At 69.4% G+C, this 24,829-nt stretch carries 19 protein-coding genes, 3 rRNA genes and 1 pseudogene; 7 read left to right on the forward strand and 16 right to left on the reverse strand.

The window, feature by feature from the left end; genetic code table 11:
- The first annotated feature begins 200 nt into the window (after nt 1-200).
- Nucleotides 201-995 (forward strand): sigma-70 family RNA polymerase sigma factor, encoded by a 795-nt coding sequence (locus OG937_20620; protein WUD73924.1) that lies wholly within the window; start codon nt 201-203, stop codon nt 993-995.
- A 215-nt stretch (nt 996-1,210) separates the two neighbouring features.
- On the forward strand, nt 1,211-2,401 hold the full coding sequence (locus OG937_20625; GenBank protein WUD73925.1) for a DUF5667 domain-containing protein: 1,191 nt from the start codon (nt 1,211-1,213) through the stop codon (nt 2,399-2,401).
- Nucleotides 2,402-2,491: 90 nt separating this feature from the next.
- On the opposite strand, the gene OG937_20630 is transcribed toward OG937_20625, so the two are convergent.
- From OG937_20630 to OG937_20650, 5 genes are all read right to left on the reverse strand, one after another.
- Nucleotides 2,492-3,670, reverse strand: coding sequence for an acyltransferase family protein (locus tag OG937_20630; protein ID WUD73926.1), 1,179 nt, complete (start codon nt 3,668-3,670; stop codon nt 2,492-2,494).
- Between the two features lie 26 nt (nt 3,671-3,696).
- Nucleotides 3,697-4,749, reverse strand: coding sequence for an NAD-dependent epimerase/dehydratase family protein (locus tag OG937_20635; GenBank protein WUD73927.1), 1,053 nt, complete (start codon nt 4,747-4,749; stop codon nt 3,697-3,699).
- Between the two features lie 186 nt (nt 4,750-4,935).
- Complete coding sequence (locus tag OG937_20640) at nt 4,936-5,034, reverse strand: AURKAIP1/COX24 domain-containing protein (protein WUD73928.1); 99 nt, start codon at nt 5,032-5,034, stop codon at nt 4,936-4,938.
- Between the two features lie 107 nt (nt 5,035-5,141).
- Nucleotides 5,142-5,354: a helix-turn-helix domain-containing protein gene (locus tag OG937_20645; GenBank protein ID WUD73929.1), complete on the reverse strand. Its 213-nt coding sequence runs from the start codon at nt 5,352-5,354 to the stop codon at nt 5,142-5,144.
- Nucleotides 5,355-5,482: 128 nt separating this feature from the next.
- Nucleotides 5,483-6,298 carry a phosphatase gene (locus OG937_20650; GenBank protein WUD73930.1) on the reverse strand — a complete coding sequence of 272 codons (816 nt, stop codon included), beginning with the start codon at nt 6,296-6,298 and terminating at the stop codon, nt 5,483-5,485.
- Between the two features lie 145 nt (nt 6,299-6,443).
- Here OG937_20650 and OG937_20655 point away from each other — a divergent pair, with 145 nt between their 5' ends.
- Nucleotides 6,444-8,027, forward strand: coding sequence for a GMC family oxidoreductase N-terminal domain-containing protein (locus OG937_20655; GenBank protein ID WUD73931.1), 1,584 nt, complete (start codon nt 6,444-6,446; stop codon nt 8,025-8,027).
- Between the two features lie 50 nt (nt 8,028-8,077).
- Here OG937_20655 and OG937_20660 read toward each other — a convergent pair whose 3' ends face one another.
- From OG937_20660 to OG937_20685, 6 genes and pseudogenes are all read right to left on the reverse strand, one after another.
- Nucleotides 8,078-9,253 carry an acetoin utilization protein AcuC gene (locus OG937_20660; GenBank protein ID WUD73932.1) on the reverse strand — a complete coding sequence of 392 codons (1,176 nt, stop codon included), beginning with the start codon at nt 9,251-9,253 and terminating at the stop codon, nt 8,078-8,080.
- A complete protein-coding gene (locus OG937_20665; GenBank protein WUD78826.1) occupies nt 9,204-10,427 on the reverse strand; it encodes an MFS transporter in 1,224 nt (407 codons plus the stop codon). The genes OG937_20660 and OG937_20665 overlap by 50 nt, the downstream gene beginning before the upstream one ends.
- A 52-nt stretch (nt 10,428-10,479) precedes the next feature.
- A pseudogene (locus OG937_20670) lies at nt 10,480-11,152 on the reverse strand (HAD family hydrolase).
- A 108-nt stretch (nt 11,153-11,260) separates the two neighbouring features.
- Nucleotides 11,261-11,377: ribosomal RNA gene (rrf, locus tag OG937_20675) — 5S ribosomal RNA — on the reverse strand.
- A 67-nt stretch (nt 11,378-11,444) separates the two neighbouring features.
- A 23S ribosomal RNA gene (locus OG937_20680) occupies nt 11,445-14,567 on the reverse strand.
- A 299-nt stretch (nt 14,568-14,866) separates the two neighbouring features.
- Nucleotides 14,867-16,385, reverse strand: a 16S ribosomal RNA gene (locus OG937_20685).
- The 16S, 23S and 5S rRNA genes sit together here, the layout of an rRNA operon.
- Before the next feature lie 679 nt (nt 16,386-17,064).
- Between OG937_20685 and trpS the strand changes: the two genes are divergently transcribed.
- Nucleotides 17,065-18,063, forward strand: a complete 999-nt coding sequence (gene trpS / locus OG937_20690; protein ID WUD73933.1) for a tryptophan--tRNA ligase — start codon at nt 17,065-17,067, stop codon at nt 18,061-18,063.
- Between the two features lie 49 nt (nt 18,064-18,112).
- Here trpS and proC read toward each other — a convergent pair whose 3' ends face one another.
- The 3 genes from proC to OG937_20705 form a co-directional block, all read right to left on the reverse strand.
- The gene (gene proC, locus OG937_20695) at nt 18,113-18,922 is read right to left on the reverse strand and encodes a pyrroline-5-carboxylate reductase (protein ID WUD73934.1); all 810 of its coding nucleotides are present in this window, start codon (nt 18,920-18,922) and stop codon (nt 18,113-18,115) included.
- A 67-nt stretch (nt 18,923-18,989) separates the two neighbouring features.
- Nucleotides 18,990-19,727: an ABC transporter permease gene (locus OG937_20700; protein ID WUD73935.1), complete on the reverse strand. Its 738-nt coding sequence runs from the start codon at nt 19,725-19,727 to the stop codon at nt 18,990-18,992.
- Nucleotides 19,724-20,512 carry an ABC transporter ATP-binding protein gene (locus OG937_20705; protein WUD73936.1) on the reverse strand — a complete coding sequence of 263 codons (789 nt, stop codon included), beginning with the start codon at nt 20,510-20,512 and terminating at the stop codon, nt 19,724-19,726. The genes OG937_20700 and OG937_20705 overlap by 4 nt, the downstream gene beginning before the upstream one ends.
- Before the next feature lie 200 nt (nt 20,513-20,712).
- Here OG937_20705 and OG937_20710 point away from each other — a divergent pair, with 200 nt between their 5' ends.
- The 3 genes from OG937_20710 (at nt 20,713) to OG937_20720 (ending at nt 23,476) form a co-directional block, all read left to right on the forward strand.
- Nucleotides 20,713-21,063 (forward strand): hypothetical protein, encoded by a 351-nt coding sequence (locus OG937_20710; GenBank protein WUD73937.1) that lies wholly within the window; start codon nt 20,713-20,715, stop codon nt 21,061-21,063.
- 354 nt (nt 21,064-21,417) lie between these two features.
- Complete coding sequence (locus OG937_20715) at nt 21,418-22,896, forward strand: SulP family inorganic anion transporter (GenBank protein WUD73938.1); 1,479 nt, start codon at nt 21,418-21,420, stop codon at nt 22,894-22,896.
- 112 nt (nt 22,897-23,008) lie between these two features.
- Nucleotides 23,009-23,476, forward strand: a complete 468-nt coding sequence (locus OG937_20720) for a hypothetical protein (GenBank protein WUD73939.1) — start codon at nt 23,009-23,011, stop codon at nt 23,474-23,476.
- Nucleotides 23,477-23,542: 66 nt separating this feature from the next.
- On the opposite strand, the gene OG937_20725 is transcribed toward OG937_20720, so the two are convergent.
- Together OG937_20725 and OG937_20730 are read right to left on the reverse strand one after the other, a co-directional pair.
- A complete protein-coding gene (locus OG937_20725) occupies nt 23,543-24,319 on the reverse strand; it encodes a methyltransferase domain-containing protein (GenBank protein WUD73940.1) in 777 nt (258 codons plus the stop codon).
- A gap of 196 nt (nt 24,320-24,515) precedes the next feature.
- Nucleotides 24,516-24,818, reverse strand: a complete 303-nt coding sequence (locus OG937_20730; GenBank protein ID WUD78827.1) for an SH3 domain-containing protein — start codon at nt 24,816-24,818, stop codon at nt 24,516-24,518.
- Between the last annotated feature and the right edge of the window lie 11 nt (nt 24,819-24,829).

A 24,829-nucleotide genomic window follows, 5' to 3' on the forward strand; every position in this document is an offset into this window, starting at 1 on the left:
CAACAGTGTTTCGGTGTTCGATAATTGATCGATCACCATTCCGCCAGAGAGTGGGCGGAACCGACGATTTCAGCAACTCGGTGTAGCGTCGCCTGTACGAAGCGTTATTCTCCTCAGACGCAAGCCGGTACCCACACGTCCCTACGACGGGTGAACGGTTCCGTACTGCACGTGATGGAAGTTCTGCCTCTGGGAGTCCCGTGTACCCACACACCGGGGTTGACGCCTCTGGCCTGGCTACGCTGCGCGCACTGGTGGCCGAGCACCTGCTGCGCGTTGTCCCCGCGCACGCCGTGCTCGTCCCCGCACTCGCCACGGCGGCAGCGCCCGCCGGCCGCGCCTACGCGCTGGCCGACGGCCGGGCCACGGTCGGCAGACGGTCCCGCAGCACCCAGCAGGCCGACCGGTCCACGGGCGCCACCCCGCGCCGGCCGGCGGCCGACAGTGACAGCGGACGCATGATGGACCTGGTCGAGCGCGCGCAAGCCGGCGAGACCGAGGCCTTCGGGCGCCTCTACGACCACTACTCGGACACCGTCTACCGCTACATCTACTACCGCGTCGGGGGCAAGGCCACCGCCGAGGACCTGACCAGCGAGACCTTCCTGCGCGCCCTGCGCCGCATCGGCACCTTCACCTGGCAGGGGCGTGACTTCGGCGCGTGGCTGGTCACCATCGCGCGCAACCTGGTGGCCGACCACTTCAAGTCCAGCCGCTTCCGGCTGGAGGTGACCACCGGGGAGATGCTCGACGCCAACGAGGTCGAGCCCAGCCCGGAGGACTGCGTCCTGGAGGCGCTGTCCAACGAGTCGCTGCTCAGGGCTGTCCGCAAGCTCAACCCCCAGCAGCAGGAGTGCGTGACGCTGCGCTTCCTGCAGGGGCTCTCGGTCGCCGAGACGGCCCGCATCATGGGCAAGAACGAGGGCGCGATCAAGACCTTGCAGTACCGCGCCGTACGGACCCTCGCCCGGCTGCTCCCCGACGACGCGCGATAGCGCGATGGATGGATCTTCATCTTGCGACTGCCTCCACGGTCCGATCATCATGACTGCGTAACCCAACTCGGGCGGCACTCGTTGCATCACATGCGGACCCCCCAATGCCGTGCTCTGCCCGCTTCCGATCACTCGATCGGGTGGAAAGGCTCAAGGTGCACAACCTTGAAGGCACTACGGGGAGTCGAGGTGGATGACGAGAGGAGGTGCCGCCCGTGATCGCGAATCCAACGGCGCACCGGCGGGCTAACGCCTTCGCCGACGCCCTCGAGGGCGAAGGCCCCCAGACGGGTGCCGGCGTACAGCACGGCGCCCACGCCGCGGACCGGCATGCGGATCCGGGCCAGGGCACGTTCCTGGCCCTGGCGGACGCCCTGCGGGACGTACCGCGACCGACGCTGGACCCGGAGACCAAGACCGTCCAGCGTGCCCAGTTGATCGCCGCCATGGAGGCCGCGCTCGCCGACGGCACCCTGACGGTTCCCGTACAGCGCGACGGCGGCCGGGGCGCACACCGCGCCGACGGCCGCGGTCTCGGCAAGTTGAAACCGCGCTCCGCGTGGTCGCGCAGGCTCGCCGCCAGCGGCCTCTCCGTCGGTGTGGCGGCCGGCGCCCTCGGCGGCGTCGCCGCCGCGAGCACGGACGCGCTGCCCGGCGACACCCTCTACGGCCTCAAACGGGGCATGGAGGACATGCGCCTCAACCTCGCCGACGACGACGCCGACCGCGGCAAGGTCTATCTCGACCTCGCCTCCACCCGGCTCCAGGAGGCGCGCCGCCTCATGGAACGCGGCCGGGGCGGCGAGCTCGACGACGAGTCCGTGGGCGAGATCCGCAGGGCGCTGTCGGGGATGCAGCAGGAGGCCTCCGAGGGCCACCGACTGCTCGCCGCCGCGTACCGCAAGGACGGTTCGCTGCAGCCGATCGAAACGCTCTCCGCGTTCTCCAGCAACCACCGCAAGGGCTGGACCGAGCTGCGCGGAAAGCTCCCCTCCCGGCTCGACGACGTGGGCAACAAGGTCACCTCCGTCTTCGACGCCATAGAGGACGAAGTGGCCCCGCTGCAGAGGCTGCTGCCGCCCTCCACCGGCTCCGGCCACGGTGACGGCCGCGGCGTCCCGGGCAGCGGCGACCGCTCCGCGAGCGGCACCCGCGGGCCCTCGCCCTCGGTCAGCGGCTCCGCGAGCGGGTCCGCCGACGAGCGCGGCGGCGACAAGGCCAGCCCTTCGGCGTCGCGCAGTTCGGACAGCGGCCTCATCGGCGGCACCGGCGATCTGCTCGACCCCACGCCGACCGGCAGCTCCTCGGGCGGCGACGGCACCCAGCCGTCGGTCACCCTCCCGCCGCTGCTGCCCGGGCTGCTCCCGGGCCTCGGGCTCAGCGCCGAGGACGACAGGGGCGACTGAGCGGGGACCTCACGGCGGTGGGCCGGGGCGCCATGCCCCGGCCCACCGCCATGTCCGGCTCCTGCCGGCCGGGCACAAAGCCCGGGAACCTCAGAAGAAGACCGAGCGGCGCTGCACCAGCAGCTTGTAGAGGGTGTGCTGGATCGTCTCGCGTACCTGGTCGGTCAGGTTGAAGACCAGCATCGGGTCCTCGGCCGCCTCCGGTGCGTAGCCGTCCGTCGGGATCGGCTCGCCGAACTGGATCGTCCACTTCGTCGGCAGCGGCACCATGCCCAGCGGCCCCAGCCACGGGAACGTCGGCGTCACCGGGAAGTACGGGAAGCCCAGCAGCCGGGCCACCGTCTTGGCGTTGCCGACCATCGGGTAGATCTCCTCCGCGCCCACGACGGAGCACGGGACGATCGGCACCCCGGTCTTGAGCGCGGTCGCGACGAAGCCGCCCCGCCCGAAGCGCTGCAGCTTGTAGCGCTCGGAGAAGGGCTTCCCGAGCCCCTTGAAGCCCTCGGGCATCACGCCGACCACCTCGCCGCGTTCGAGCAGCAGCTGGGCGTCCTCCGCGCAGGCGAGGGTGTGCCCGGCCTTGCGGGCCAGCTCGTTGACGAGCGGCAGCACGAACACCAGGTCCGCCGCCAGCAGTCGCAGGTGCCGCCCCGCGGGATGGTGGTCGTGGACGGCGACCTGCATCATCAGCCCGTCCATCGGCAGCGTCCCGGAGTGGTTGGCCACCACGAGGGCACCACCCTCGGCCGGGATGTTCTCGATGCCCTTCACCTCGACCCGGAAGTACGACTCGTACAGCGGCCGGAGCAGCGACATCAGGACCTGGTCGGTGAGCTCCTCGTCGTAGCCGAAGTCGTCGACCTCGTAGTCGCCGGTGATCCGGCGGCGCAGGAAGGCCAGCCCGTGCGCCACCCGGCGCTCCCAGGGCCCGCCCAGCAGCCGGTCAGCGGCCGAGCCGAGCGCGGCGACCAGCGGGCCGCCCGGTGTGCCGGGGTGCCCCTCAGCGCCCTCCGCCGCGGCCTGCGCGCCCTCGGACGCCTCACCGGCACCATCGGTGCCAGGGGTGTCCGCGGAGGCCGTCACGGCGTCCTGGACGGCGTCGGGCTCCGAGGCGACGCGCACGGCCCGCTCCTCCACCGGCAGCGCGGCCACCGCGTTCCCGGTGTCGCCGCCCGCCTTTCCGCGGGCCGCGGCCCGACCGCGCGAGCGCGGTGCCCCCCTCCGCGTCCGCGTGTCCTCGTCGAACGGGATGACCTTGGCGTCCGCCATGGTGCGGTTCCTCCTCGCAGCAGTGCTCACGAGCTCAGTCCTCGGGGGCCGCCCGCGGGGACCAGCGCGGCGAGCCGGTCGACGGCCTCGGCGAGCCGGTCCGGCGGCAGCAGGCCGGGGCCGTGGCTGCGGGCGAAGTCGCCGAAGGTCTCGGCGGTGGTGTACTTCGGGGTGAAACCGAGCGTCTCGCGCATCTGCGTGGTGTCCACGACCCTGCCGTGGGTGAGCAGCCGGATCTGCTCGCGCGAGAAGTCGGTGACGCCGGCGGTGCGCAACATCTGCCCCACCCAGGTGACGGCGGGCAGCAGCACCGGCACCGTGGGCTTCCCCAGCCGTCGCGCGGTCTGCGACAGCAGGAGCACCCCGTCACCGGCGATGTTGAACGTGCCGCTGTTGATCGTCCCGTTGCGCTCGTCGCGCAGGGCCAGCATCAGGACGTCGATGACGTCGTCCTCGTGCACGAACTGCAGCCGCGGGTCGTAGCCGAGCACGGTCGGCAGCACCGGCAGCGCGAAGTACTCGGCGAGCGGGGTGTCGGCCCGCGGGCCCAGGATGTTGGCGAACCGCAGAACCGATACGGCAACGTCCGGGCGACGCCGTGCGAAGCCGCGTACGTATCCCTCGACTTCGACCGCGTCCTTGGCGAAGCCGCCGCTGGGCAACGACTTGGGCGGCATGGACTCGGTGAAGACCGCCGGGTCACGGGGCGCCGAGCCGTACACGTTCGTCGTGGACTTCACCACCAGGCGGCGCACCGTCGGGGCCTTCTGGCAGGCGCCCAGCAGCTGCATCGTGCCGATGACGTTGGTCTCCTTGACCGCGGTCCGGCTGCTGCGGCCGGGCAGCGTGCCGCTGACGTCCATGTGGACCACCGTGTCCACCGAGTGCTCCGCCAGCACCTTCGCGATCATCGGGTGCCTGATGTCGGCACGGACGAACTCCGCGCCGCCCAGATGGTGCGGGGGCGGCATCGTGTCGACCCCGATCACCCGGTCGACGTCGGGGTCGCGCATCACGCGTCGTACCAGCCGGCCGCCGAGCTGGCGGGCGACTCCGGTCACCAGCACCACTTTGCCCAAGATCAGCGCCTTCCCTCGCACCGCATGTACGCACCGTATCGGTTCGATGTTGCGCCGTGATGACGCCCGAACGTACGAGCACCGTCAAGGAGGGCCCGGCCGGCGGTCCCCCCGGGAACGCGACTGCCCTCCCGCCCCCACGGTCCGTGGGGGCGGGAGGGCAGTGAAGTGCGACGCGTAGCTCGCTTACTTCTTGTTGCGACGCTGCACACGCGTACGCTTCAGCAGCTTGCGGTGCTTCTTCTTGGCCATACGCTTGCGCCGCTTCTTGATGACAGAGCCCACGACTACCCTCGCTTCGTTTTCACTCGGTGCGGGGCGTCCGAGCCCACACGACCTACGTCGGCTCAGCCTACCCGTCCGCAAGCGCCGAGTAGAAACCGAGGCGGCCGTCAGGCAGTTTCCCCCACCCCCACGTAGGACTCCCGAAGATAGTCATGGACGGCCTGCTCCGGCACCCGGAAGGACCTCCCCACCCGGATCGCCGGCAGATGACCGCTGTGCACCAGCCGGTACACGGTCATCTTGGACACTCGCATCACCGCGGCGACCTCTGCCACGGTCAGGAACACGACCTCGTTGAGAGGCCTCTCGCTTGAAGCCATGACACACCTGAACCTTCCGCACATGACGGGCACCGGCTTCCCCTCCGGTGACTCCCTCTCGCACGTGCGCTCCTCCCCAGATTAGGTGCGGGTGATGCAAGTGGGGAAGAGGAGTAGCGATCGGTTGACTACTGTGACAGACACGCTCGATTGAGTACATAGCGCGTAAGCGGTCGGTAGTAATCGGACCGCACAGCGTCATCAAGCGGAACCGCGACCGAAACCCTGCCCTCCGCCTCGGCGACGAAGACCGCGGGGTCGTCCGCATCGGCCAGCCCGATGGCCTCGATGCCCAGCTGACCTGCTCCGCAGACCCAGCCGTGGTCTCCCACCACGAGGCTCGGCAGCAGTCCCCCGCGTCCTGCCGCACCGGCCAGCGCGGCCCGAACCGGGAGCGGGGAGTGCGTGTGTACCGCCGGCGCACCACGGGCGCCCTCACCCGGCGCATCCCGGACCGTCGCGACGCCCCCTACGTACCAGAGGTTGTACGTGCGTAGACCGAATTGCGTCGCCATGTCGATACATCGGCCATGCGATGGGGTGAGGACGGGACATCCCGCCGCCGACAGCCCGGCCGCCAATCCGGCGTAGAAGCCGAGCAGCCGATGCGGGTGACCAGTACCGATGAGCACGGGCTCCCTGCGCCGCGCGGCCTCCTTCAGCCGGCCGGCGAAGGCCTCGAGCCCCGCGAGCGTGCGGTCCGGGTCGATCACATCCTGCCCGGAAGTGTGCCCCGGGTCAGGCGAAACCCCACATCGGTCGGCCATCAACCGCAAGAGACCGGACTGCGTCCAGGGCCGCGCCGGCTCCAGTCCCAGCGTCTGCCGCGGATCACCCGCGGCGAACAGCCGATAGCTGCGCAGGCTCTTCTCCCGCGGTGTCGTCACGACCCCCGCGATCCCCGCCCCCACCAGATGCGCCCGCAGCGCGGCAACAGTCACCACGCGCCGATGGTGGCCTCCCCCGCCCCCCTCACGTGCCGGAACAGCCCGGACATCACTCCCGAGGGGCGGCCGTTCGGGTCGGCGTACCCGGCGAAACCCTCCGTACAATACGGACATAGCGCGCGACAGCGATGGGAGGACCCCCGTGGCCGACACCTCCGCCGACGCGGGCGAGTTCGACTACGTCGTGGTGGGGGCGGGATCCGCGGGGTGCGTGCTCGCCGCCCGTCTCTCCGAGGACGACGCGGCCCGCGTGCTGCTCCTGGAGGCCGGAGGGGCAGGCCACCCTCCGGAGGTCTCCGTCCCCGCGGCCTGGCCCGGCCTGCTCGGCACCTCCCTGGACTGGGCGGACCGCACCGTGCCGCAGACCGGGACCGGTCTCACCGTGCCGTGGCCCCGCGGCCGCGGCCTGGGCGGCAGTTCGGCCATCAACGCCATGAACTTCCTGCGCGGCCACCGTTCCGGCTACGACGCCTGGGCCGCCGAGGGCGCGCAGGGCTGGGGCTGGGACGACCTGCTGCCCTGCTTCCGCCGCAGTGAGGACCTCACCGGCGTCCCGGGCCGCGACCCGGAACTGCGCGGCATGGAAGGACCCCTGCGGGTCGGCCCCGCCGCCGACCGCCACCCCGTCGCCCGGGACTTCCTGCGCGCCGCCGTCGACGCCGGCCAACCCGAGGCAGGCGACCTCGCCGGCGGCCTGGAGGAGGGATTCGGCTGGGGCGACCTCAGCATCGCCGACGGCGTACGCCAGGACGCCGCCACGGCCTACCTGCGCCCGGCACGGCACCGGCCGGGCCTGCACGTGCTGACCGGGGCCCTCGCACACCGGGTCCTCCTGGCCGGCGACCGCTGCACGGGCGTGGAGTACGCCGTGGACGGCGAGCTGCGCACCGCCCGCTGCTCCCCGTCGGGGCAGGTGGTCCTGGCCGCGGGCGCGGTCGGCACCCCGCAACTGCTCATGCTCTCCGGCATCGGCCCCCGCAACCACCTGCGCCACTGGGGCGTCCCCACCGCCGTGCACCTGCCCGGCGTCGGCTCCCACCTGCTGGACCACGTGGTCTCCGGCGTCGTCGTACGGGCCCCCCGCCCCGTCCCGCCGGGCGCCAACAACCACGGCGAGGTCCAGGGCCTGATCCGCACCCGGCCCGACGCACCGGGCCCCGACGTCCAGTTGCAGGTCGTCGACGTCCCGATCCGCGAGGAGAGCCTGCCCGGGCCGGCCGTCGGCGAAGGCTGGACGGTCATGGTCGCCCTCATGGCGCCTTACGGCCACGGAACGGTCCGGCTCTCCGGCACCGCCCCCGGCGCGCCACCGCTCATCGACCCCCGCTACTACGCCGACATCCGCGACCTCGACACCATGGTGCGGGGCCTGGACGCGGCACGGGAGATCGCCGCCGGCCCCGCGCTGGCGGACTGGTACGGCGAGGAGGTCCTCCCCGGCCCGGACACCACCGGCGGCACCGAGCTGCGCGCCTACCTCGGCCGCAACCTGCGCTCCTACAACCACTACGCGGGCACCTGCCGCATCGGCACCGACGCGTACGCCGTCGTCGACCCCGCCCTGCGGGTGCGCGGCGTCGACGGTCTGCGCGTGGCCGACGCCTCGGTGATGCCGGCCCCGGTCTCGGCCAACACCAACGCCACGGTCTACGCCATCGCCGAACGGGCGGCGGAGCTGCTGCGGGCCGGCGCCCCACCGCCCCTCGCGGGGCCCGGCCGTACCTGACGCCCGGCCTAGGTGTACTCGGCCGACACGTTGGTGTCGGCCGAGTACACCTAGGGCAGCAACCCGTGCAGCGGGAAGACCGCCCGCCGGGTCGCCAGGATCGCCTGGTCCAGCCGGTCCGCCGGGTCGTACCCCGCATCGTGGAAGCCGGTGAACGCCGCGTCCCGGCCGTCCGTCATCCGCAGCGGCCCCATCTGCCGCGTCCTGCGGTACACCTCTGCCCGCCACTCCTCGGGCGTCGCCGCCTCCGGCGCGACCGGCTGCCCGGCGGCGATGCCCACCAGGTGCGTCCACGTCCGGGGCACCACGTCGACCACCGCGTAGCCGCCCCCGCCCAGGGCGACCCAGCGGCCCTCGGCGTGCTCGTGCGCCAGGCCGTGCAGCGCCTCCGCAACCGCCCGCTGCGCGTCCAGGCTCACCGCGAGGTGCGCCAGCGGGTCCTCGAAGTGCGTGTCCGCGCCGTGCTGGGTCACCAGCACCTGCGGCCGGAAGGCCGCGAGCAGCTCCGGGACGACCGCGTCGAACGCCCGCAGCCAGCCCTCGTCCCCGGTGCCGGCCGGCAGCGCCACGTTCACCGCGCCGCCCTCCGCCTCCGGGCCGCCGGTCTCCTCCGGCCAGCCGGTCTGCGGGAAGAGCGTGCGCGGGTGCTCGTGCAGCGAGATCGTCAGCACGCGCGGGTCGTCCCAGAAGGCCGTCTGGACGCCGTCCCCGTGGTGCACGTCCACGTCCACGTACGCGACGCGCTCCGCGCCCAGCTCCAGCAGCCGGGCGACGGCCAGCGCGGCGTCGTTGTAGACGCAGAACCCCGAGGCCATCCCGGGCATCGCGTGGTGCAGCCCGCCCGCGAAGTTCACCGCGTGCGTCACCTCGCCGCGCCACACCGCCTCGGCCGCCCCCACCGACTGGCCCGCGATCAGCGCGGAGACCTCGTGCATGCCCTCGAACGCCGGGGTGTCCTCGGTGCCGAGGCCGTACGCCAGTTCCGTCATGCCCTTGGGGTCGGCGGAGGCGCGGCGCACCGCCGCCACGTACTCCGCGTCGTGCACCAGGCGCAGCGTCGAGTCGCCGGCCGCGGGGGCCGCGGCCACGGTCACCGCCCGGTCCAGACCGAAGGCCCGGACCAGCCCCATGGTCAGTGCGAGCCGCACCGGGTCCATCGGGTGGCCGCGACCGAAGTCATAGCCCGTTACCTGCTCGTCCCACATCAGCTGTGCGCGGCCGCTCATGGTCGACACCGTATCGGGCGGGCTCCGCCCCGAACGAGCGGGCGTACAGCAGCGTCGCCGTCACCAGCAGCATCGGGACCAGCATCGCCCCCCGGTAGCTCCACGCGTCGCCCAGCGCACCCACCAAGGGGGAACCGACCAGGAAACCCACGTAGTTGAAGATGTTCAGCCGCGCGATCGCCGTGTCCGACGCCCCCGGAAAGAGCCGCCCGGCGGCCGCGAACGTCTGCGGCACGATCACGCACAGCCCCAGGCCCAGCAGCGTGAACCCCGCCATCCCCACCCACGCGCCCGGCGCGGCCGCGACCACCGCGAAGCCCGCCGCCGCCACCAGCGCGCCCGCGCGCACCACCACCGCCGCCCCGAAGCGCCGCACCCCGAGGTCACCGACCGCGCGGCCCAGGAGCGTGGTGACCATGTAGACGTTGTACGGGACGGTCGCCAACTGCTCGGAGCTGCCGAGCACGTCCTGCAGGTACTTCGCGCTCCAGTTGGAGACGGTGGAGTCCCCGATGTACGCGAAGGCCATCACCATGCAGAGCGGGAGCAGCAGCCGCATCGCCACCGCGGTCGCGGCCGGCGAGGCCGTCGCGTCCTGCCCGTCGGGGGCATCGGCCTTCTGGTCGACGTACCAGCGACTGCCCGCCAGCGTCAGCGGGATCAGCACCGCGACCACCGGCCCGTACAGCACCGCCAGCGACAGGTGCCAGTGCGCCCCCGCCCAGGCCAGCGACGCCCCCAGGATGCCGCCGAAGCTGTACGCGGCGTGGAAGCCCAGCATGATGCTGCGCCCGTACGCGCGTTGCAGGCTCACCCCGAGCATGTTCATGGACGCGTCCAGGGCGCCGACGCATATCCCGAAGACGGCCAGTGCCGTCGCCAACTGCCACAGCGCGTCCCCGGCGCCGGCGCCCAGCAGCGCCAGGCACACCACGGGCTGCACCCAGCGCAGCACCACGCTCGGCCGCACCCGCTTGACCAGGTGCTCGGTGGCGACGCTGCCCACGCCGGCCAGGACGGGCACCGCGGCCAGGAACACGGGCAGCAGCGCGTCACTGATGCCGTAACGGTCCTGCAGCGCCGGGATCCGGGTCACCAGCAGCGCGAACGCCGCCCCTTGCGCGAAGAAACTGACGGCCAACGAGGCCCGTCCATGGCGCAATCCGCCGTCGATGCCGTCCATGAGCGTGCAGCGTAGGGCCGCGGGCTACGGACGGGTAGATCGATCACACGAACAGTTTCGCGGGCAGCTCCGCCATGTCCGCGAACAACTCCCGCGCCCCGGCTCCCGCTCCCGCTCCCGCTCCCGCCAGCTTCTCCGCCGGCGTCATCGCCGTGAAGCCGTACGCGTCCATCCCCGGCCGCCACCGCGGCCTGCACCCCGAGCGGACTGTCCTCCACCACGGCGCACCGCTCCGGCGCCACGCCCATCGTGCGCGCCGCGTGCAGGAACAGGTCGGGTGCCGGCTTCCCGCGCCCGACGTCCTGCGCGCTGAAGATCCGCTCCTCGTCGAAGTACCCGTACAGCCCGGTCTTCTTCAGCGCCACCCGGATCCGCTCGTGGCTGCCTGAGGACGCGACGCAGTACGGCACCCCGTCCGCCGCCAGCTTCCCCAGCACGGTCGCCACGCCCGGTACCGGCTCCAGTTGACGCCGGAAGCCCTCGAAGACCCGTGCGTAGTACGTGGCGTCGAAGTCCTCCGGCAGTCGCTGCCCCGTGCGCTCGGCGACCAGGTCGTGGACGCGGTGCATCGCGGAGCCCATGTAGTCGCGGACGGACTCCTCGTACGTGGTGGGGTGGCCCAACTCCGTCAGCAGGCCCGCCAGGATGCGGTTGGCGATCGGCTCGCTGTCCACGAGCACGCCGTCGTTGTCGAAGATGACCAGGTCGTAGCGCACCGCCCCACTGTAGTCGGGCACCGGATCCGGCCGGCCCGGCGCTTTTGGGGGACAACGCAGAAAAGCCTCAGCCCCCGAGTCGAAACTCAGGGGCTGAGGCTAATGATTGTTCGGCGGCGTCCTACTCTCCCACAGGGTCCCCCCTGCAGTACCATCGGCGCTGAAAGGCTTAGCTTCCGGGTTCGGAATGTAACCGGGCGTTTCCCTAACGCTATAACCACCGAAACACTATGAAACTATACGAACCCAACGGTTCGTTGTTTCAGAACTACACAGTGGACGCGAGCAACCTATGGACAAGCCCTCGGCTTATTAGTACCGGTCAGCTCCACCCATTACTGGGCTTCCACATCCGGCCTATCAACCCAGTCGTCTACTGGGAGCCTTAACCCCTCAAGGGGGTGGGAGTCCTCATCTCGAAGCAGGCTTCCCGCTTAGATGCTTTCAGCGGTTATCCCTCCCGAACGTAGCCAACCAGCCATGCCCTTGGCAGAACAACTGGCACACCAGAGGTTCGTCCGTCCCGGTCCTCTCGTACTAGGGACAGCCCTTCTCAAGACTCCTACGCGCACAGCGGATAGGGACCGAACTGTCTCACGACGTTCTAAACCCAGCTCGCGTACCGCTTTAATGGGCGAACAGCCCAACCCTTGGGACCGACTCCAGCCCCAGGATGCGACGAGCCGACATCGAGGTGCCAAACCATCCCGTCGATATGGACTCTTGGGGAAGATCAGCCTGTTATCCCCGGGGTACCTTTTATCCGTTGAGCGACGGCGCTTCCACAAGCCACCGCCGGATCACTAGTCCCTACTTTCGTACCTGCTCGACCCGTCAGTCTCACAGTCAAGCTCCCTTGTGCACTTACACTCAACACCTGATTGCCAACCAGGCTGAGGGAACCTTTGGGCGCCTCCGTTACTCTTTAGGAGGCAACCGCCCCAGTTAAACTACCCACCAGACACTGTCCCTGATCCGGATCACGGACCGAGGTTAGACATCCAGCACGACCAGAGTGGTATTTCAACGACGACTCCACAATGGCTGGCGCCATCGCTTCACAGTCTCCCACCTATCCTACACAAGCCGAACCGAACACCAATATCAAGCTGTAGTAAAGGTCCCGGGGTCTTTCCGTCCTGCTGCGCGAAACGAGCATCTTTACTCGTAGTGCAATTTCACCGGGCCTGTGGTTGAGACAGTCGAGAAGTCGTTACGCCATTCGTGCAGGTCGGAACTTACCCGACAAGGAATTTCGCTACCTTAGGATGGTTATAGTTACCACCGCCGTTTACTGGCGCTTAAGTTCTCAGCTTCGCCCCACCGAAATGGAGCTAACCGGTCCCCTTAACGTTCCAGCACCGGGCAGGCGTCAGTCCGTATACATCGCCTTACGGCTTCGCACGGACCTGTGTTTTTAGTAAACAGTCGCTTCTCGCTGGTCTCTGCGGCCACCACCAGCTCAGGGAGCAAGTCCCCTCACCAGCAATGGCCCCCCTTCTCCCGAAGTTACGGGGGCATTTTGCCGAGTTCCTTAACCACAGTTCACCCGAACGCCTCGGTATTCTCTACCTGACCACCTGAGTCGGTTTAGGGTACGGGCCGCCATGAAACTCGCTAGAGGCTTTTCTCGACAGCATAGGATCATCCACTTCACCACAATCGGCTCGGCATCAGGTCTCAGCCTCAATGAGTGGCGGATTTGCCTACCACTCGGCCTACACCCTTACCCCGGGACAACCACCGCCCGGGCTGGACTACCTTCCTGCGTCACCCCATCGCTCACCTACTACTGGATAGGTTCAGCGGCTCCACCACTCCCCATCACTCCGAAGAGATCAAGGGCGGCTTCACGGCCTTAGCATCACCAGATTCAGCGCTGGCGCTTCAAAGCGGGTACCGGAATATCAACCGGTTGTCCATCGACTACGCCTGTCGGCCTCGCCTTAGGTCCCGACTTACCCTGGGCAGATCAGCTTGACCCAGGAACCCTTAGTCAATCGGCGCAAGAGTTTCCCACTCTTGTATCGCTACTCATGCCTGCATTCTCACTCGTGAACCGTCCACGACTCCCTTACAGGGCCGCTTCACCCGGCACACGACGCTCCCCTACCCATCACAGCCTCCGTTGGGAGTATTGCTGCAATGACACGACTTCGGCGGTACGCTTGAGCCCCGCTACATTGTCGGCGCGGAATCACTTGACCAGTGAGCTATTACGCACTCTTTCAAGGGTGGCTGCTTCTAAGCCAACCTCCTGGTTGTCTGTGCGACTCCACATCCTTTCCCACTTAGCGTACGCTTAGGGGCCTTAGTCGATGCTCTGGGCTGTTTCCCTCTCGACCACGGAGCTTATCCCCCGCAGTCTCACTGCCGCGCTCTCACTTACCGGCATTCGGAGTTTGGCTAAGGTCAGTAACCCGGTAGGGCCCATCGCCTATCCAGTGCTCTACCTCCGGCAAGAAACACACGACGCTGCACCTAAATGCATTTCGGGGAGAACCAGCTATCACGGAGTTTGATTGGCCTTTCACCCCTAACCACAGGTCATCCCCCAGGTTTTCAACCCTGGTGGGTTCGGTCCTCCACGCGGTCTTACCCACGCTTCAACCTGCCCATGGCTAGATCACTCCGCTTCGGGTCTTGGGCATGCGACTAAAATCGCCCTATTCGGACTCGCTTTCGCTACGGCTACCCCACACGGGTTAACCTCGCCACACACCGCAAACTCGCAGGCTCATTCTTCAAAAGGCACGCAGTCACGACATACAAGCAAGCTTGCATGCGACGCTCCCACGGCTTGTAGGCACACGGTTTCAGGTACTATTTCACTCCGCTCCCGCGGTACTTTTCACCATTCCCTCACGGTACTATCCGCTATCGGTCACCAGGGAATATTTAGGCTTAGCGGGTGGTCCCGCCAGATTCACACGGGATTTCTCGGGCCCCGTGCTACTTGGGTGTCGTACAAGCAAGCCGCTAATGTTTCAGCTACGGGGGTCTTACCCTCTACGCCGGACCTTTCGCATGTCCTTCGCCTACATCAACGGTTTCTGACTCGCCCAGCCGCCGGCAGACGACTGAAGTACGATCCCACAACCCCACATGCGCAACCCCTGCCGGGTATCACACGCATACGGTTTGGCCTCATCCGGTTTCGCTCGCCACTACTCCCGGAATCACGGTTGTTTTCTCTTCCTGCGGGTACTGAGATGTTTCACTTCCCCGCGTTCCCTCCACACTGCCTATGTGTTCAGCAGCGGGTGACAGCCCATGACGACTGCCGGGTTTCCCCATTCGGACACCCCCGGATCAAAGCTTGGTTGACAGCTCCCCGGGGCCTATCGTGGCCTCCCACGTCCTTCATCGGTTCCTGGTGCCAAGGCATCCACCGTGCGCCCTTAAAAACTTGGCCACAGATGCTCGCGTCCACTATGCAGTTCTCAAACAACGACCCGTCACCCAACACCCACCCCGCAACCAGCGAAGCTTCGATCGAGTCCGGTCCACAACCGAGAACACTTCCGTGCCCTCAGGACCCAACAGCGCGCCCGACCCGACCAGTTGACGATGTGCGTTCCACGCCGAAGCAGTACTAACACTCACAACCAGCCGTGCCGAATAGTCAACGTTCCACCCATGAGCTAACCACCGCCGGACATTCGCCGGCGAAGTGGCTCTGGACCTGCTTGCGCAGGTCTAGATGCTCCTTAGAAAGGAGGTGATCCAGCCGCACCTTCCGGTACGGCTACCTTGTTACGACTTCGTCCCAATCGCCAGTCCCACCTTCGACGACTCCCTCCCACAAGGGGTTGGGCCACCGGCTTCGGGTGTTACCGACTTTCGTGACGTGACGGGCGGTGTGTACAAGGCCCGGGAACGTATTCACCGCAGCACTGCTGATCTGCGATTACTAGCGACTCCGACTTCATGGGGTCGAGTTGCAGACCCCAATCCGAACTGAGACCGGCTTTTTGAGATTCGCTCCACCTCGCGGTATCGCAGCTCATTGTACCGGCCATTGTAGCACGTGTGCAGCCCAAGACATAAGGGGCATGATGACTTGACGTCGTCCCCACCTTCCTCCGAGTTGACCCCGGCGGTCTCCTGTGAGTCCCCGGCATAATCCGCTGGCAACACAGGACAGGGGTTGCGCTCGTTGCGGGACTTAACCCAACATCTCACGACACGAGCTGACGACAGCCATGCACCACCTGTACACCGACCACAAGGGGGCACCCATCTCTGGGTGTTTCCGGTGTATGTCAAGCCTTGGTAAGGTTCTTCGCGTTGCGTCGAATTAAGCCACATGCTCCGCCGCTTGTGCGGGCCCCCGTCAATTCCTTTGAGTTTTAGCCTTGCGGCCGTACTCCCCAGGCGGGGAACTTAATGCGTTAGCTGCGGCACGGACGACGTGGAATGTCGCCCACACCTAGTTCCCAACGTTTACGGCGTGGACTACCAGGGTATCTAATCCTGTTCGCTCCCCACGCTTTCGCTCCTCAGCGTCAGTATCGGCCCAGAGATCCGCCTTCGCCACCGGTGTTCCTCCTGATATCTGCGCATTTCACCGCTACACCAGGAATTCCGATCTCCCCTACCGAACTCTAGCCTGCCCGTATCGACTGCAGACCCGGGGTTAAGCCCCGGGCTTTCACAACCGACGTGACAAGCCGCCTACGAGCTCTTTACGCCCAATAATTCCGGACAACGCTCGCACCCTACGTATTACCGCGGCTGCTGGCACGTAGTTAGCCGGTGCTTCTTCTGCAGGTACCGTCACTTTCGCTTCTTCCCTGCTGAAAGAGGTTTACAACCCGAAGGCCGTCATCCCTCACGCGGCGTCGCTGCATCAGGCTTTCGCCCATTGTGCAATATTCCCCACTGCTGCCTCCCGTAGGAGTCTGGGCCGTGTCTCAGTCCCAGTGTGGCCGGTCGCCCTCTCAGGCCGGCTACCCGTCGTCGCCTTGGTAGGCCATTACCCCACCAACAAGCTGATAGGCCGCGGGCTCATCCTGCACCGCCGGAGCTTTCCACCAACCCCCATGCAGAGGAAGGTAATATCCGGTATTAGACCCCGTTTCCAGGGCTTGTCCCAGAGTGCAGGGCAGATTGCCCACGTGTTACTCACCCGTTCGCCACTGATCCACCCCGAAGGGCTTCACCGTTCGACTTGCATGTGTTAAGCACGCCGCCAGCGTTCGTCCTGAGCCAGGATCAAACTCTCCGTGAATGTCTTCACGAGAGCGGCACCATCGGGAGGAATAATCCCGACGTGCCCAGCGTCCTCGCTGTGTTTTTACAAAGGAACCTCGTCCGAGATGGACGGGGTATCAACATATCTGGCGTTGACTTTTGGCACGCTGTTGAGTTCTCAAGGAACGGAAGCTTCCTTCGAGACCGTTTCACCGGCCCCTCCGGGCTTTCCCTTCGTTGTCTCCAACCTTACCAGATCCGTTTCGCGTTTCCGCTCTTCGTTTCCGGCCCCCTATTGGAGCGGGGTTTTTCGTTTCGCGCCTTCCGGCGTGTCCACCACGTTAGCGGATTTCCCCGGCGGTTCATAATCGAGCCATTCGGATCCGATTTCGGCATGCCGAAATCGTCCCCGAGGGGAAGTCGTGCAGTAGTGGTTTGCCGCCGGGCGGCTTGAGTGGCCACCTCTAGAAGGTGACCCGTCCGAGGCAGCTTGAGAACACTACACCACGCCCCGGGGTGCTTCAAACCTGTGGCCGTCAACAGGTTTGCGCGTTACCTTCGGGGCATGACCGAGCATGCGCACTCGTACCTGTGGTGGGCCGCCTGACGGCGGCCGACGCTCAGCGCATGCATCCAACGGCCGCCGCTTCGGCGGCCGTACGTGTTTCTGCTCCGGCTCGCCGACCGCGGTGGTCCCACAGCCGGGAGGAACAGCGATGACGAGGGTCTTCAGCGGGATCAAGCCGACGGGACACCTGACCCTGGGCAACTACCTGGGCGCCGTGCGGCAGTGGGCGGCTGTGGACCAGCACCGGGCCGAGTCGCTGTTCTGCGTCGTGGACCTGCACGCGCTGACCGTCGAGCACGATCCGGCGCGGGTGCGGCGGCTGAGCCGCCAGGCGGCGACGCTCCTGCTGGCCGCCGGCCTCGACCCGCGGGTCTGCACGCTCTTCGTGCAGAGCCATGTGGATGAGCACGCCCGCCTGGCGTACCTCCTCGAATGCACCGCCACTGACGGGGAGATGCGCAGGATGGTCCAGTACAAGGAGAAGGCGGCCCGGGAGCAGCGGCGGGGCGGCAGTGTGCGGCTGTCGCTGCTGACGTACCCCGTGCTGATGGCGGCGGACATCCTGGCGTACGGGGCGGACGAGGTGCCCGTCGGGGACGACCAGGCGCAGCACGTGGAGCTGACGCGGGATCTGGCGGTGCGGTTCAACCACCGTTACGGGCATGTGTTCGCCGTCCCCCGGGCGGTGCTGCCGCAGGTGGCGGCGCGGGTGATGAACCTGCAGGACCCGGGGTCGAAGATGGGGAAGTCGGAGGACACCGGCCCGGGGATCGTCTACCTGCTCGACGAGCCCGACGTCGTCCGCAGGAAGGTGCTGCGGGCGGTGACGGACAGCGGGCGGGACGTGGCGTACGACCCGCAGGAGCGGCCCGGGGTGGCGAACCTGCTGGAGATCCTGTCGGCGTGCACGGGCCGGGCGCCGCAGGACCTCTCGGCGGGGTACGACTCGTACGGCGCCCTGAAGAAGGACACCGCCGAGGCCGTCGTGGAGGAGCTGCGGCCGTTGCGGGAACGGCACGCGGCGCTGGTGGCCGAGCCCGGCTACGTGGACGGGGTGCTCAGGGACGGTGCCGCGCGGGCGCGGGCCCTGGCCCGGCCGACGGTGGACGCGGCCTACCGGGCGATCGGGCTGCTGCCGCCGGGCTGAGGTCGTGCTGACGGCGGCCGGGGCCCGCCGACCCCGGCCGGCCGGTCGGTCAGCCGTTGCCGGAGGCCAGCTCGCGGCTGCGGTCACGGGCGGCCTCCAGGGCGGCGATCAGGGCGTGGCGCACGCCGTGCTTCTCCAGTTCCCGGATGGCGTTGATGGTGGTGCCGGCCGGGGAGGTGACGGCCTCGCGGAGCTTGACGGGGTGCTCGCCGCTGTCGCGGAGCATCACGGCGGCGCCGATCGCGGACTGCACGATCAGGTCGTGGGCCTGGGCGCGCGGCAGGCCGAGGAGGATGCCGGCGTCGGTCATGGCCTCGACCAGGTAGTAGAAGTACGCGGGTCCGGAGCCGGAGAGGGCGGTGGCGGCGTCCTGCTGGTACTCGGGGATGCGCAGGGTCTTGCCGACCGGCTGGAAGATCTCCTCGGTGCGCAGCAGGTGCTCCTCGGCGGCGTGGCTGCCGCCGGAGATGACGGACATGCCCTCGTCGACCAGGACGGGGGTGTTGGGCATGACGCGGACGACCGCGATGCCGTCCGCGAGGCGCTCCTCGAAGAAGGAGGTCGGGACGCCGGCCGCGGCGCTGATGATCAGCCGGTCGGCGGCGACGTGCGGGGCGAGCTCCTCCAGGAGGGCGGACATGTCCTGCGGCTTCACGGCGAGGATGAGGGTGTCGGCGGTCTTGGCCGCCTTCTCGTTGGAGACCGATTCGACGCCGTAGCGGGCGTGCAGCTCCTGGGCGCGCGCCGGGCGGCGGGCGGTCACGAGGAGGTTCTCCGGCTGCCGGCCGGCACGGAGCATGCCCGACAGAAGGGCCTCGCCGATCTTGCCGGTGCCGAGCACCGCGACTTTCTGCGTCATAGGGGTCATCCTCGCACCGTGGGCGGCCCGGAGGCCGTGCCGTCCACGGTGCGGTCACCCTGGGGGATCAGGCCGTACGGCGGCGGAGCGTGACCGCGCCGAGGGCGAGTGCGAGCGCGGCGCTGCCGGCGACGACGGCGAGGTCGCGGACGAAGTCACCGGTGACGCCGGTGTGGGTGAGGACCTCCTGCATGCCGTCGACGGCGTACGACATGGGCAGGACGTGGGAGATGGCCTCCAGCACCGGCTGCATCCGGTCGCGCGGCATGAGCAGTCCGCAGAGCAGGATCTGCGGCAGCAGCACGGCGGGCATGAACTGCACGGCCTGGAACTCGCTGGCGGCGAAGGCGCTGACGAAGAGCCCGAGGGCGGTGCCCAGGCAGGCGTCGGCGAGGGCGACCAGGAGCAGCAGCCAGGCGGAGCCGGTGACCTCGAGGCCGAGGGCGAGGACGGCGAGCCCGGTGGCGAGGGCGGCCTGGACGACGGCGATGGCGCCGAAGGCGAGGGCGTACCCGGCCAGCAGGTCGCCCTTGCCGAGCGGCATGGACAGCAGGCGTTCCAGGGTGCCGGAGGTGCGTTCGCGCAGCGTCGCGATCGAGGTGACCAGGAACATCGTGATGAGCGGGAAGATGCCCAGCAGCGAGGCGCCGACGGTGTCGAAGGTGCGCGGGCTGGCGTCGTACACCCAGGACAGCAGGGTGAGCAGGACGCAGGGCACGACGACCATCAAGGCGATGGTGCGCGGGTCGTGGCGCAGTTGCAGCAGCACGCGGCGGGCGGTGGCGAGGGTGCGGCGCGTGCTCATCGGACGGGCTCCTCGGTCTGGTGGGGGAGCTTCCCGGCGGCCTCGTCGACGAGGCGGAGGAAGGCGTCCTCGACGGTGGGGGCGCCGGTGCCTGCGCGCAGCTCGTCGGGTGCGCCCTGGGCGAGGATGCGGCCCTCGCGCATGAGCAGCAGCCGGTGGCAGCGCTCGGCCTCGTCCATGACGTGGCTGGAGACGAGGAGGGTGGCGCCCCGTTCGGCGGCGAGGCGGTGGAAGAGCTCCCACAGGTCACGGCGCAGGACGGGGTCGAGGCCGACGGTGGGTTCGTCGAGCACGAGCAGTTCGGGGGTGCCGAGCAGAGCCACGGCGAGGGAGACGCGGCCCAGTTGCCCGCCGGAGAGGTTGCCGGCGAGGGCGGTGGCGTGGGAGGCCAGGTCGACGTCGGCGATGGCGCGTTCGACGTGGTCGGGCGCGTCGCCGCCGAGGACGGCGGCGAAGTACGCGAGGTTCTGGCGGACGGTCAGGTCGAGGTAGACGGAGGCGGCCTGGGTCACGTAGCCGAGGCGGGGGCGCAGGTCGCGGTGGCCGGCGGGCAGGCCGAGGACGTCGAGGGTGCCGGTGACGCCCGCCTGGGTGCCGACGACGGCGCGCATGAGGGTCGACTTGCCGCAGCCGCTGGGGCCGAGCAGGCCGGTGATCTCGCCACGGGGGACGGTGAACTCCAGGGCGTCCAGGACGGTGCGGCCGCCGCGGGCGACGGTGAGCCCGGAGGCGTGCACGGCGGATCCGGGGCCCGGTTCTCCGGGCTCCTCGGCTTTATTCATCATGCGGTGAATAATGCTCCGGGGCGCGTCGGGACGTCAAGGAGCGGCGGATGCATGCGTTTGAGTGACGGATCATTTACACTCCGTTTGCTTAAAGAGCTTGCAAAATGGAGTGGCTGTCTGCGCAAAATGGAGGGCGGCTACGCATCGGAACGGGGGCACCTGTGGTATCGGCCAAGGGAGTTGCGCGTGCTGTCGCCGGAATGGCGGCACTGCTGCTCTCCCTGTTCGCGGCGATAGGCTGCGCCGCCGCCGAGCCCGTTCCCGTCTCCGGCCGCGGCGCGGGCACGACGGTGGCGCGCGTGGAGCCCGAGACCCGGAACTGCCTGGCACGCAGGCACGGGAGCAACGGCATACGCCTGGTGCTGCCCGGGACCGTGAGCGTCCCGGCACCGGCACCGGCACCACGGGGCGGCACCGGGACCGATGAGACGGTCCCGGCGGAAGGCGCCCAGGTGTCCGCCGCCGTGACGGCGCTGCGGACCGCCCGGCAGGCGGTACCCCTCTCCAGATCCGGAGAACTACCGATCGCCCTCGGCGCGTTCCGCTGCTGAGGCACGGCCTGCCGCCTGCCCTTCCCTCCTGACCGCGGTCGTCGCCCGCGGCCCGGGCCCGACCCCGGCCCGAGCCCGCGCCGGCGCCCGCGCGTCCACGTGCACGCACATGCACTCGTACGCGGCGCCCGCGGTCCGGGAGAACCGTCCCCCCACACTGCTCGACCACGTACGCCCCCGCCCACACCGGCGCCGGGGCGCAATGGAGGACACCCGCGTGAAGACCTTCATCCCCCCATCCCCCACCTCTTGTTCCGCCCTCCCCCCACCAGCCGCCCTCCCCCCACCAGCCGCCCGGCCCCTCCGGCCCGTCCGCGGCTCCCTCACCCCCGCCCCCGCGCGGTGAGCCGCCTCATGCGCGCCACGTCGCGACTGCCCCGCCCGCAGTCGCTGCGCGCCGACGTCACCGCCTCCCTCGTCGTCTTCCTCGTCGCCCTGCCGCTGTGCGTGGGCGTGGCCGTCGCCTCGGGGGTGCCGGCCGAACTCGGCCTGGTCACCGGCATCGTCGGCGGGATCGTGACCGGGCTGCTCCCCGGCAGCAGCCTCCAGGTGTCCGGCCCGGCCGCCGGACTCACCGTCCTGGTCTACGAGGCGGTCCAGGAGTTCGGACTGCCCTCACTGGGCGTGCTCGTGCTCTGCGCGGGCGGGCTGCAGCTCGCCATGGGCGTGCTCCGGCTGGGCCGCTGGTTCCGGGCCATCTCCGTCGCCGTCGTCCAGGGCATGCTGGCCGGCATCGGCCTGGTGCTGATCGCCGGACAGGTCTACGCGCTCACCGACACCGCGGCACCGGCAGGCGGCGTCGCGAAGATCGCCGGATTACCCGGACTGGTCGCGGGCACCGTCGCCTCGCCCACGGCGCTCACCGCGCTCGCCGTCGGCGGCGGCACCATCGCGGTCCTCGTGCTGTGGCCCCGCATCCCGCGTGCCGCGCGGCTGCTGCCGGGGCCACTGGCCGCGGTCGCGCTGGCCACGGGCGCGGCCGTGCTGTTTGGCCTGCCGGTCGAGCGCGTCGAGGTGGCGGGACTGCTCGACGTCATCCAGCCGCCGGGTGCCGAGCAGTTCGCGGGGCTGGCGAGTCTGTCGGTGATCGGCACCGTGCTGGCCTTCACGCTGATCGCCTCCGCCGAGAGCCTGTTCAGCGCCGCCGCGGTGGACCGGCTGCACGACGGGCCGCGCACGGAGTACGACAAGGAACTCATCGCGCAGGGCGCGGGCAACGCCGTCTGCGGGGCGCTCGGGGCCCTGCCGATGACCGCGGTGATCGTCCGCAGCGCGGCCAACGTGCAGGCGGGCGCCCGTACGAAGGCGGCACGGGTACTGCACGGCGTGTGGCTGCTGCTGTTCGCCGCGCTGATCCCCGGCGCCCTGGGGGTGATCCCGGTGGCCGCGCTGGCGGGTGTGCTGGTGCACGCGGGCTGGAAGCTCGTACCGGTGAAGGAGCTCGTGCCGCTGTGGCGCGCGCACCGGGGCGAGGCCGTCGTCCTGGTGGTGACCGCGACGGCGATCGTGGCCACCAACATGTTCGAGGGGGTCCTCATCGGGCTGCTCACGGCCGTGGTCAAGGCGGCCTGGGAGACCTCGCAGACGCATGTGGAGATCCACGACAAGGGCGAGGGCCCGATCGTCGTCCGCGTCCTGGGCAACGCCACCTTCCTGCGGCTGCCCAAGCTGCTGGACCAACTGGAGGCCCTGCCCCGCGACCGCCCGATGGAACTCGACCTGCGCCGGCTGCGGCACCTCGACCACGCCTGCGGCATGGCCCTGCTCGGCTGGGCCGAGCGGCACAACGAGGAGGGGGTGACGCCCGTCCGGGTGCAGGGCGCACCGGTGTGACGCGGCGGCCCGGGACCGGGCGGGACGGGGCGCCGCCCCTGACCCACGGTTCCGGGCCGTCTCAGGGTCATCCCCTATGGCTTCGGGAGCGGAGCGGAGTGACCGTGGCCATATGAGGCGTTCTACCGATGTATCCCGGGACGTGACCGGAGCCGAGAAGCGGCAGCTCGCGGTGGCCTCGGCCACCCTCGGCCCCTGGCGCCCGGCGGCGGCGGTCGGCGCGATCGGCGGCGGGGTCTCCCTCGCCGCCTCCGCCCTGAGCGGCGACTTCGGGCTCGGCGTCGTCGCCGGCGCCGTGTCCGTCGCGCTGATGCTCTTCTTCCTCGTCGGCGGCGCCGGCGCGGTGACCGGGCGCGGCCCGCGCGCCGACCGCCGCATCCGCCGCTGGGCGGCCGCCCACCCCTGGCGCGTCGCGCTGGTCCCGGCGGGGATGCTGCTCGTCACCGACGTCGTGATGCGCCAGATCCTGACCTCCGAGGGCTTCTTCGGCAGCCTCTGGGACGGCCTGTGGCGAGGGGTCCTCGTCGCGGGCGTGGTCGGCGTCGTCGGTTCGGTGGCCGGGAGGCGGCGGGCCGGCTAGGGCCGGCCCGCCGGGCCTTGACCCTCGGTCCGACCCCCTCGGTCCTTGACCGTCAGTCCTTGACCGTCAGTCCTTGACCGCCACCGTGAGGTCGACCTTGTAGGGCTCGACCACGTGACCGTCCGGGAAGAGCGCCAGCAGCGCGCGCCGCTCGTCGTCGAGGATGCGGCGGGCGGTGTCCGGTGCGAGCACGGCGAAGTAGGAACGGCTGCCGAGCATCGTGAGGTGCGTGTCCAGCGCGACGGTGCGCGTCCAGTGCAGGACGCGGGTCTCGGTGCGCATCCCCAGGCGGGAGCCGAGCGAGCGGAGGATGTCCTCCGCCGTCCCCGTCAGGCCGTTCTCGTGGTAGCGGGGGACCGCGCGGGCCAGCCGCTCCTCCTGCTCCCGCACCCAGGCGACGCCCATGTCCGGCACGTTCCACCACAGCGCGAGCGCGCCGCCGGGCCGCAGCACCCGTGCCGCCTCGGGGGAGGACTTGGCCGCGTCCGTCCAGTGCCACGCCTGGGCGTACGTCACGAAGTCCGCCACCCCGGACGCGAACGGCAGCGCGTCCCCGTCCCCGCGTACGAGCGGCACGTCCGGCTGCCCCGCCCGCAACTGCGCGGCCATCCCCGCCCCGGGCTCCACGGCCGTCACGTTCGCCCCGCGCGCCCGCAGCAGCGCCGTGGCGATCCCCGTCCCGGCCCCCACGTCCAGGACCGCGGCCCCGGCGAAGGGACGGCCGCTGATCTCCTCGACGGCGTCGAACAGCTCCCCCGGGTAACCGGGGCGGGCCGCGGCGTACTGCGCGGCGACGGTGTCGAACGACTGGGCGAGCACGCGGTGGGCCGGGTGTGTGGTCATGGGGGTTGTCCTTCCCCGTCGGACGCGGGTGCGACCCACCGCGTGGGCTCGGTCAGGTACAGCGTGCGGCCACGTAGCCGTCGATGCCGGTGGCCGCGCCGGCCGCCAGTGCGGCGCGCCTGCTTCTGCCCTTGCCCTTGCTCAACACGTTCCTCCTGCGGACGACCAGTGAACGTACGGACACGAACGGCCGATGTCAGCTGCAGCGCGACGCGACGTACCCGTCGCTGCCGGTGTGCACGTACGTGTCGGAGACGTACTGGTTGGTGCCGATGCAGTCCCAGATGTTCGAGGTCCCGTAGTAGCCGCTCTCCGTCGTGCCCGGGGTCTGGCAGAAGATCGGCACCTTGGCGTCGTAGGGAAGGACCTTCACGATGTGGTAACCGGTGCCCGGCCCTGAGCGGACGTTGAGGCGCACGTCCGGCGCGACCGAGTAGTAGATGAGATCGCCCGAGGCCGAAGCCGTGGCCGCCGCGGCATCGCCGGCGCCCCCGAGCACCGGGAACGCCA

The sequence above is a fragment of the Streptomyces sp. NBC_00510 genome, assembly GCA_036013505.1.
GTDB lineage: Bacteria > Actinomycetota > Actinomycetes > Streptomycetales > Streptomycetaceae > Actinacidiphila.

What these genes read in the sequence shown, in the direction of transcription:
- OG937_20630 (WUD73926.1), bottom strand. Translation starts at nt 3,670, where the DNA reads ATGGCGGACGCCAAGGTCATCCCGTTCGACGAGGACACGCGGACGCGG.
- OG937_20645 (WUD73929.1), bottom strand. Translation starts at nt 5,354, where the DNA reads ATGGCTTCAAGCGAGAGGCCTCTCAACGAGGTCGTGTTCCTGACCGTG.
- OG937_20660 (WUD73932.1), bottom strand. Translation starts at nt 9,253, where the DNA reads ATGAGCGGCCGCGCACAGCTGATGTGGGACGAGCAGGTAACGGGCTAT.
- trpS (WUD73933.1), top strand. Translation starts at nt 17,065, where the DNA reads ATGACGAGGGTCTTCAGCGGGATCAAGCCGACGGGACACCTGACCCTG.
- proC (WUD73934.1), bottom strand. Translation starts at nt 18,922, where the DNA reads ATGACGCAGAAAGTCGCGGTGCTCGGCACCGGCAAGATCGGCGAGGCC.
- OG937_20700 (WUD73935.1), bottom strand. Translation starts at nt 19,727, where the DNA reads ATGAGCACGCGCCGCACCCTCGCCACCGCCCGCCGCGTGCTGCTGCAA.
- OG937_20705 (WUD73936.1), bottom strand. Translation starts at nt 20,512, where the DNA reads ATGATGAATAAAGCCGAGGAGCCCGGAGAACCGGGCCCCGGATCCGCC.
- OG937_20710 (WUD73937.1), top strand. Translation starts at nt 20,713, where the DNA reads ATGGCGGCACTGCTGCTCTCCCTGTTCGCGGCGATAGGCTGCGCCGCC.
- OG937_20715 (WUD73938.1), top strand. Translation starts at nt 21,418, where the DNA reads ATGCGCGCCACGTCGCGACTGCCCCGCCCGCAGTCGCTGCGCGCCGAC.
- OG937_20720 (WUD73939.1), top strand. Translation starts at nt 23,009, where the DNA reads ATGAGGCGTTCTACCGATGTATCCCGGGACGTGACCGGAGCCGAGAAG.
- OG937_20725 (WUD73940.1), bottom strand. Translation starts at nt 24,319, where the DNA reads ATGACCACACACCCGGCCCACCGCGTGCTCGCCCAGTCGTTCGACACC.